The organism is Bradyrhizobium sp., from assembly GCF_019242285.1.
Taxonomy (GTDB): Bacteria; Pseudomonadota; Alphaproteobacteria; order Rhizobiales; family Xanthobacteraceae; genus Bradyrhizobium.
Window position 1 is genome coordinate 1 of sequence record NZ_JAFAVV010000397.1, and the last position, 7,550, is coordinate 7,550.

Annotated in this window: 10 protein-coding genes; 4 read left to right on the forward strand and 6 right to left on the reverse strand. The window is 66.7% G+C overall.

What is annotated here, in order from left to right:
• On the forward strand, window positions 1–285 hold a 285-nt coding region (locus JOY90_RS15400), incomplete at its 5' end, for an N-acetyltransferase (RefSeq protein WP_291691976.1).
• A 353-nt stretch (window positions 286–638) separates the two neighbouring features.
• Window positions 639–1,580, forward strand: coding sequence for an aldo/keto reductase (locus tag JOY90_RS15405; protein WP_291691977.1), 942 nt, complete (start codon window positions 639–641; stop codon window positions 1,578–1,580).
• A gap of 123 nt (window positions 1,581–1,703) precedes the next feature.
• Here the strand turns inward: JOY90_RS15405 and JOY90_RS15410 are convergent, their stop codons facing one another.
• The 3 genes from JOY90_RS15410 to JOY90_RS15420 all read right to left on the reverse strand — a co-directional run bounded on the left by JOY90_RS15410 (window position 1,704) and on the right by JOY90_RS15420 (window position 4,897).
• Window positions 1,704–2,024, reverse strand: coding sequence for an antibiotic biosynthesis monooxygenase (locus JOY90_RS15410; RefSeq protein WP_291691978.1), 321 nt, complete (start codon window positions 2,022–2,024; stop codon window positions 1,704–1,706).
• Between the two features lie 87 nt (window positions 2,025–2,111).
• Window positions 2,112–3,335 carry a DUF1501 domain-containing protein gene (locus JOY90_RS15415; RefSeq protein WP_291691979.1) on the reverse strand — a complete coding sequence of 408 codons (1,224 nt, stop codon included), beginning with the start codon at window positions 3,333–3,335 and terminating at the stop codon, window positions 2,112–2,114.
• Window positions 3,332–4,897 (reverse strand): DUF1800 domain-containing protein, encoded by a 1,566-nt coding sequence (locus JOY90_RS15420; RefSeq protein ID WP_291691980.1) that lies wholly within the window; start codon window positions 4,895–4,897, stop codon window positions 3,332–3,334. The genes JOY90_RS15415 and JOY90_RS15420 overlap by 4 nt, the downstream gene beginning before the upstream one ends.
• Window positions 4,898–5,011: 114 nt before the next feature.
• Between JOY90_RS15420 and JOY90_RS15425 the strand changes: the two genes are divergently transcribed.
• Window positions 5,012–5,215 (forward strand): hypothetical protein, encoded by a 204-nt coding sequence (locus JOY90_RS15425; protein ID WP_291691981.1) that lies wholly within the window; start codon window positions 5,012–5,014, stop codon window positions 5,213–5,215.
• On the forward strand, window positions 5,212–5,889 hold the full coding sequence (locus JOY90_RS15430) for an HAD family phosphatase (protein WP_291691982.1): 678 nt from the start codon (window positions 5,212–5,214) through the stop codon (window positions 5,887–5,889). The genes JOY90_RS15425 and JOY90_RS15430 overlap by 4 nt, the downstream gene beginning before the upstream one ends.
• Window positions 5,890–5,972: 83 nt before the next feature.
• Here JOY90_RS15430 and JOY90_RS15435 read toward each other — a convergent pair whose 3' ends face one another.
• From JOY90_RS15435 to JOY90_RS15445, 3 genes are all read right to left on the reverse strand, one after another.
• Entirely contained in the window at window positions 5,973–6,680 is a 708-nt protein-coding gene (locus JOY90_RS15435; RefSeq protein WP_291691983.1) for a glutathione binding-like protein, read from the reverse strand.
• A gap of 141 nt (window positions 6,681–6,821) precedes the next feature.
• A complete protein-coding gene (locus JOY90_RS15440) occupies window positions 6,822–7,058 on the reverse strand; it encodes a hypothetical protein (protein ID WP_291691984.1) in 237 nt (78 codons plus the stop codon).
• 11 nt (window positions 7,059–7,069) lie between these two features.
• Window positions 7,070–7,550 (reverse strand): TSUP family transporter (locus JOY90_RS15445; RefSeq protein WP_291691985.1); only part of this gene is annotated, 481 nt, incomplete at its 5' end.

The window sequence follows — 7,550 nt, forward strand, 5'->3', positions numbered from 1 at the left end:
GTCGCGGAGAGCGAGGGCCATCTTCTCGGACTCACGCACTACCTCTATCACCGCTCGACCACGGCGATTGCACCGCTCTGCTATTTGCAGGATCTGTTCACCACTGAGACCGCGCGCGGCAAGGGTGTCGGCCGCGCGCTGATCGAAGGCGTCTACGCGCGCGCGGAGCTCGCCGGCGCGGCCCGGGTCTACTGGCAGACGCACGAGACGAATCTCACCGCGCAGTCGCTCTACGACAAGGTCGCCGAGCGCTCCGGCTTCATCGTGTACCGCAAACAATTCTGACGGAATCCACCGGCCTTCCACAGCCTCGGGGCGTGCGGCAACGCTGCCGGCAAGGTGGATTCGCCCGCTGTGGACGGGCCTGTGGATAAGCGCACCTGTCACCCCTCCGTTACAAAGCAAGGATAAGTTGCAGCGGCGTTTGATCGGGCCCCCCGTCACAGATCATACGCCAAGCGGTCCCCGTCAGTCGCCGCGTCTGACCGGGGCCGCACTTTTTTGGGCCCGGCTCTCCGAGATATTCCCGTCCGCCTGTCATGGCGGCGATGAAAATGCGCGGTGGCGGCCTGCCTTGCCGCCAGTGGCGGCGCGCGTCACAATGACGGTCCCTCACCGCCCGTGACAGGATCACCATCATGCAAATTCGCAATCTCGGCGGCTCCGGCCTGCGCGTCTCCGCCGTAGGCCTCGGCTGCAACAATTTCGGCCAGCGCACGGATCTCGAAACCTCGCGCAAGGTGATCCACAGGGCGCTCGACCTCGGCATCACGCTGTTCGACACCGCCGACATCTATGCCGGAATGGGCGGCTCGGAGACGGTGCTCGGCACGGTGCTGGGCGACCGCCGCAAGGACATCGTGCTGGCAACCAAGTACGCCAAGCCGATGGCGACCGACGGCACCAAGCAGGGCGCCTCGCGGCGCTACATCATGAAGGCGGTGGAAGCGAGCCTGACGCGGCTGAAGACCGACTACATCGATCTCTACCAGCAGCACGACTACGATCCGCTGACGCCGATCGAGGAGACCATGCGCGCACTCGACGATCTCGTCCGCCAGGGCAAGGTGCGTTACATCGGCAACTCCAACTTTCCGGCCTGGCGCATCGCGGAAGCCGAACATGTCGCACGCGCGATGAACGTCAGCCGCTTCGTCTCCTGCCAGGACGAGTACAGCCTCGTGGTGCGCGACATCGAGAAGGACCTGCTGCCCTGTGCGCAGGAATACGATCTCGGGCTCCTGCCGTTCTTCCCGCTGGCGAGCGGGCTGTTGACCGGCAAGTACAAGCGCGGCGAAGCGGCCCCGGTCGACACGCGTTTCGGCAAGGCGCCGCAACTGCGCGACCGCTACGTCACGCCGCACAACGAGGCGATCGTCGAGAAGCTCGAGGCGTTCGCGAAGGCGCGCGGCCATTCGATGCTGGAGCTCGCCTTCTCCTGGCTCGCCGCGCGTCCCCAGGTCTCGAGCGTGATCGCCGGCGCCACCCGCGTCGAGCAGATCGAGCAGAACGTGACGGCGATCGCCTGGACCCTCAGCGCCGACGAGATGGCCGAGATCGACAAGATCACGATGGGGTAGTGCCGATCCGCAGATGCCGTAGGGTGGGCTAAGGCGCGACAGCGCCGTGCCCACCATCTTCCAGCGAATGCTGACGCCGGATGGTGGGCACGCTGCGCTCAGCCCACCCTACCCTTCTCGCAATCAACCACCGCGCGTCACCGTCTGCCGCACTTCAAAACCTTCGAACTTCGGGTGCTCGAGATAGAGCGGCTTGTTGTCGCCGGCCTTGTGATGCGCGGCGCGGAAGGCCTCCGACCTGGTCCAGGCCTCGAAGGCGGCATAGCTCGCCCACACCGTGTGCGACGCGTAGAGCGTATGGTCCTCGGCCTCCGGTCCCTTCAAGAGATGGAATTCGACGAACCCCGGCACCTTGTCGAGGTGGCTGTCGCGCGACAGCCAGACCTCCTCGAATGCCGCCTCCGATCCTCTGGCGACCCGGAACCTGTTCATGGCGATGTACATCGGACGATCTCCTGGATCCGCGCGGGCAATGATGATCCACCCTGCGCCGTGTTAGCAGGATTCGCGCGCAAGCATGCGAGAATCGATCTACGCGATCAGCCCCTTCATCGGCTTGGCCGCCGCGCTGTCGGGGAACACGGTCTCCGCCAGCACGCGCTCGCCGATGCCGAGATGGTCCGACAGCACGCCCTTGATCACCGCGCGCAAATCCGTCGTCGGCGCCAGGTCGCGCCCCTCGAAAAGGCTCGCCGGCTTCAGGCCCGGCCAGTCGGCGATCACGCGGCCGCCCTTGATCGCGCCGCCAGCGAGCAACGCGATCGTGCCGGTGCCATGATCCGTGCCCTCGGTGCCGTTGATCCGCGCGGTGCGGCCGAACTCGGTTGCGACCACGATCGCGGTATCGCGCCACTTGTCGCCAAGCCCGCTTTCGAATTCCGCGAGCGCGCCGTCGAGACCGGACAGCAGCGTCGCGAGCCGCCCGACCGGACCGCCCTCATTGGCATGGGTGTCCCAGCCGTCGAAGGCGAGCGCAGCGATGCGCGGACCGTCGTCCGCCGCCATCAGCTTGGCCGCGCCGCGCGCCACCTGCCGCATGCCGTTGGTGCCTGGTTTTGGACGCATCGTCTCGTCGGCCAGCGCCGTCTTCTCCAGTCGCAGGCCCTGCGACAGCGCGCCGGCCAGCGCCGGATCGCGATGCTGATAGAGATCGATCAGCCGCGCCGCGGTGTCGTCGTCGGCGGCCGGCAATGTCACCGGCGCCCAGCCGACGGTCGGCGCCTGCCCGCGCAGCACCAGCGGCGTGGTCGGCCCGACCGCGAGCGCGGACGCGATACGCTCGCCCCGCGGCAGCCCCTGCAAGGCGCGATTGAGCCAGCCGGATTGCACCCGGCCGGGCCCCGCAAAGCCGCTCTCCAGCACGTCCTGACCGTCGAAATGCGAGCGGTCGCGATAGGGTGTCGCCACCGCATGAATCACGGCGGCATGCTTGTCGCGGTACAACCGCGCGAACTCCGGCATCGCCGGATGCAGCGCGAAATACGAATCTAGCATGGTCGCCGCGTGCGGCCCTTCCCGGCTCAAGGCGATCGCGCCGTGCAAACCGGCGTAATCGGGGTCGCCGACCGGCGCCACGGTGGCAAGGCCGTCGAGCGCGCCGCGCAGGATCACCACGATCAGCCGGGGGTCGCGGCCGTCGGCGGCGCGGGCGAATTTGGGCAGATAGGCCCAGGCGGCGAACGACGCGCCGCCGAGCAGCAGCGCGCGTCGCGACGTCCTGAGTGATGAGCGGCCCTCACGGCAATCCATCGTCATCTCCTCTGGAATTCCGGCGACATGAACAGCAGCGCCATCGCCTGCTGGCGCGATTCCGCGCGGTCGATCGTGCGCCGCGTGTCCTCCGACACCGCGTCGGCAAACGCGAACTCCAGGAGATCGCGCGGATCGAAATTGTTGCCGGCGCGCGCGGCGGCCTGTGCCGCGATGTCGAGCCTGAGCTTCATGCCTTCGGGCGCCGCCCACGCCGCGTTGGTATCGGAAAAGCCGTTCGGTCCCGACGGCGTCCACAATGGCTGGCCCAGCACGTTGAGACCGCCGAGATAGATGCCGGGATCGTCGGGCACCCGCATGAGCAGCCGGCCGATCGCGACCAGATATTCGTAGGGGCTGCGCACCTTGGCGAGCGGCGCGGTCCACGCCGCGTCGGAGTCGACGAGCGCCGTGGCAACCGCCTTGAGGTCGCCGTCGGTCCTCGTGAACACGTCCTGCAGATGCGCCACCAGCGCGGGCGGCGGATCGTCGGCGACGAAGTGACGAACGAACTTGGTCGCGATGAATTTCGCGGTCGACGGATGGCGCGCGATGTCGGATAGCGCCGCCTCGCCCTGCTCGACGCCGCCGGCCGCATAGGTCTTGGCGAGCAGGACATGCGCCCCGGGCTCATGCGCATTGGCGTTGAAGATGAAGCTGCCGGGCGTGCCGAGCTGCGCCTTGCGGCCCGCGAAGGTCCAGCCGGTGATGATGCGCGCGAGCGAGGTGACGTCCTCCTGGGTGTAGCCGCCGCCGACGCCGAGCGTATGCAGCTCCATGATCTCGCGCGCGAGATTCTCGTTCAGGCCGCGATGCCGGTTCTGCCCGGCGCGCGAGTTCGGGCCGAGCGATTGCTGGTTGTCGAGGAAGAACAGCATCGCCGGATGCTGCTCGACTGCTTTCAGCATGTCCGCGAAACGGCCGAGCACGTGCGGCCGGATCGCCTCGCGCTCGAACGAGCCGGCCCACATCCGCGCCAGTTCGCCCTTGCCGGCCGAGATGCAGAAATGGTTGGACCAGAACACCACCAGCCGCTCGGTGAAGCCGCAATCGGCCAGCATCGCGCGCTGCAGCCGCGCCAGCGCCTCGGCGCGGTAAGTTTTCTGGATCACATTGAGTGGTTTCGCCGCGGCAGCGGCGTTCGGCGGCGCCCCCGCAATGGGTTGCATCGCCTCGCCCGCCGCCATCGGCGCGCCGCCGCCGTCCTGCGGCTTCATCGCCGCCGCAGGGCCTGCGATATTGGTCGCGACGGCATCAAGCGAGAGATTGCGGCGCGGCTGATTATCCGTCCCGGGCTGAGCGGGCGCGGCTTCCGGTGGCGGCGCGGCCTTCGCCGCTTCGCGTGCCTGCTTGACCTCGTCCTGATAGGCGAACACGGCCTCGGCCAGCGCCGGCGTCGATTGCAGGCCGGGCGCTTCCAGCAGCACGCCGGCGCGACGGCTCAGCTCGAACCTGACGAAGCCGCGCGGATCGGACGCGGCGTTGACGACATCGCCCGAGGCGCCGCCGCGGGCGCCAAATCCAAAGCGGTTGAGCGCAACGAGCGCCATTTTGGAGTCGCGGGCCATCGGATTTTACCTCGGGACTCTCTGAGATCCTGCGCCTATAGTCGACGTGCCGGATCATACGTCGGTTCGAGATGAACCCGACATGAAAAACGCGGCAAAACTCCGTGCGGAACCATGACAAATCGGACAGGTAGCTTAACGCCGCGTCGCCTCGCCTGCACGAAGTGCGGAACGGAATTCACCTGCACGCGTGACGAAGCCTGCTGGTGTGCGGATGAGTCGATCCGCCTGCCGATGCCGGTCGCGGGCGAGGACTGCCTGTGTCGCGCCTGCCTGCGCCAGGCCACGGAGCGCACGGCGAGCGAGGCTGCCGGGTGAACGAGCGCTGGGATATCCGCGCGTTCCTGCTCGACATGGACGGCACGCTGCTCGATACCGAGACGGTCTATTTCGAGGCGCTGCGAGCGGCGATGGAGGCGCTGGGCTCGACCGACGATCCGGTCGCGCTGTTTCGGACGATGATCGGCGTTCCCGGCCCCCGATGCGAAGCGATGCTGCTCGAGCGCTATGGCCGGGATTTTCCGCTCGCCCAATTCAACGCCGTCTTCAATGCGAGGTGCATGGAGGTGCTCGAAGCGGGATTGCCGCTCAAGCGCGGCGTCGTCGAGCTCCTGGACGCCTTGCGCGAGGCCGGGCCGCCCTATGCCATCGTCACCTCGACCTCGCGCCGCACCGCGGAGAAGCACCTCACGCTGGCAGGCATCCGGACCCGGTTCGATGTGATCGTCACCGGCAGCGACATCACCCACGGCAAGCCGCATCCGGAACCCTATTTGCTCGGCGCGGAACGGCTCGGCGCAAAACCGGTGCATTGCCTCGCCGTCGAAGACTCGGGCCCGGGCATCGCTTCCGCGCATGCGGCAGGCGCGATCACCGTGATGGTGCCCGACATCGTGCCGCCGACACCGGAGACGCGCGACAAATGTGCCGCTGTGCTTCCCGACCTTCATGCCCTGCTCGCGCTGCTGCGCGAGAAGGGCACGCTCGGATAGCGACAAGGAGCAGCTCGTATTCGTCCTGGAGCCTCAACGGCGGCTCTTCGCGGCATTCAGACGTCAGGGCCCGATGGCGGGAATCAGCGCACCACTGCCGCCGTCTGCCCGAACAGGATCTTGCGCTCCTCCTCGGTGCGGTTCACGGGCTGGCCGAAGTTCGGATTGACCTCCTTCGCCTTGGCATAGGCGCGCTCGGTCGCCGGTCGCGCCTGGATGGTCTCCAGCCAGCGCTTCAGATGCGGGAACTGCTCGATGTCCTGGCCCTGGTTCTTGTACGGTACGATCCAGGGATAGCAGGCCATGTCGGCGATCGAATAATCGCCGCCAATGAATTCGCGGTCCGACAGGCGCTTGTTGAGCACGCCATAGAGGCGGTTGGTCTCGTTGACATAGCGGTCGATGGCGTAGGGCAGCTTCTCCACCGCGTAGTTGCGGAAGTGATGGTTCTGCCCGGCCATCGGCCCGAGCCCGCCCATCTGCCAGAACGTCCACTGGATCACGTCGTAGCGGCCGTGGAGATCGGCGGGCAGGAATTTTCCGGTCTTCTCGGCGAGGTAGAGCAGCATCGCGCCGGACTCGAAGATCGAGATCGGCTTGCCGCCGCCCTTCGGCTCATGGTCGACCATCGCGGGGATGCGGTTGTTCGGCGCGACCGCCAGGAAATCCGGATTGAACTGCTCGCCCTTGCCGATGTTCACGGGAAAGATCTTGTAGGCGAGGCCGGTCTCCTCCAGGAACATCGTGATCTTGTGGCCGTTCGGCGTGGTCCAATAGTGCAGGTCGATCATGGCGGCGCGCTCCCCTTTCAGGACTTGAGTTTCAGGATTCGCAAAGTGGATGCGATTGCATGAAACTTGCGCCGAGCCAAAATTTGAGTCAATGGTGCGCACGCAGTGCCGCGCGACAAAGTGATCGCCCGCGATCGCCTTTCAGGCGATCCGGCCGTGCGCGCGCAAGAACTGCTCGCCGGCCTCCGTGACCGCCACGACGACGCCGAAGCCTGCGATGCTCTCGCGCGCGACAAGGCCCTGGTCGGCGGCGTCCTCCCAGATCGTCAGGCGCGGACACGAGGTCTTCCAGGTGGCTATCACCTCGGCATAAGCGCGCGGCTCGCGCGCCACCCATTCGACGAAATCAAGCACCAGCGGATCGGCGGCGACGATCATCGGATCCTCCCTCAATTCGCGGCGATGGAGCGTTGTGCGAGCATGAGCCAGCCCGCGTAGAGGATGTAATAGCCCGCGACCGTGGTGATCAGACGGTTGGCCCAGCGGCGGAACTGCTGGTCGCTCATCGCTTCCAAAACCCGCCGCGACAGCGTGGTGCCGAGCATGGAGGCCGCGACAGCGATCGCCGCCAGGAGCGGATCGAGCGTTGCCGCCTGATCGATGATGCCGCCGAAATAGATCAGCTTGGTGAAATGGCTCGCGACCTGGCAGGTCGCCTTGGTCGCGATGATCTCGCGGCGCTGAAAATCACCGCCCAGGAAAAAGGTATCGAGCAGCGGCCCGGACACGCCGGTCATCAGCATCAACCCCATGCAGATCGAGCCGTACACCGCGCCCTGCCAGACGCTGTCGGGATTGGGCTTGATGTCCTTGGGCAATAGCCGCGCCATGAACGGCGTGATGCCGAGGATCAACAGCGCAACCGGCTTG

Coding starts and splice junctions, on each gene's coding strand:
- JOY90_RS15405 (WP_291691977.1), top strand. CDS start 639: ATGCAAATTCGCAATCTCGGCGGCTCCGGCCTGCGCGTCTCCGCCGTA.
- JOY90_RS15410 (WP_291691978.1), bottom strand. CDS start 2,024: ATGTACATCGCCATGAACAGGTTCCGGGTCGCCAGAGGATCGGAGGCG.
- JOY90_RS15415 (WP_291691979.1), bottom strand. CDS start 3,335: ATGACGATGGATTGCCGTGAGGGCCGCTCATCACTCAGGACGTCGCGA.
- JOY90_RS15420 (WP_291691980.1), bottom strand. CDS start 4,897: ATGGCCCGCGACTCCAAAATGGCGCTCGTTGCGCTCAACCGCTTTGGA.
- JOY90_RS15425 (WP_291691981.1), top strand. CDS start 5,012: ATGACAAATCGGACAGGTAGCTTAACGCCGCGTCGCCTCGCCTGCACG.
- JOY90_RS15435 (WP_291691983.1), bottom strand. CDS start 6,680: ATGATCGACCTGCACTATTGGACCACGCCGAACGGCCACAAGATCACG.
- JOY90_RS15440 (WP_291691984.1), bottom strand. CDS start 7,058: ATGATCGTCGCCGCCGATCCGCTGGTGCTTGATTTCGTCGAATGGGTG.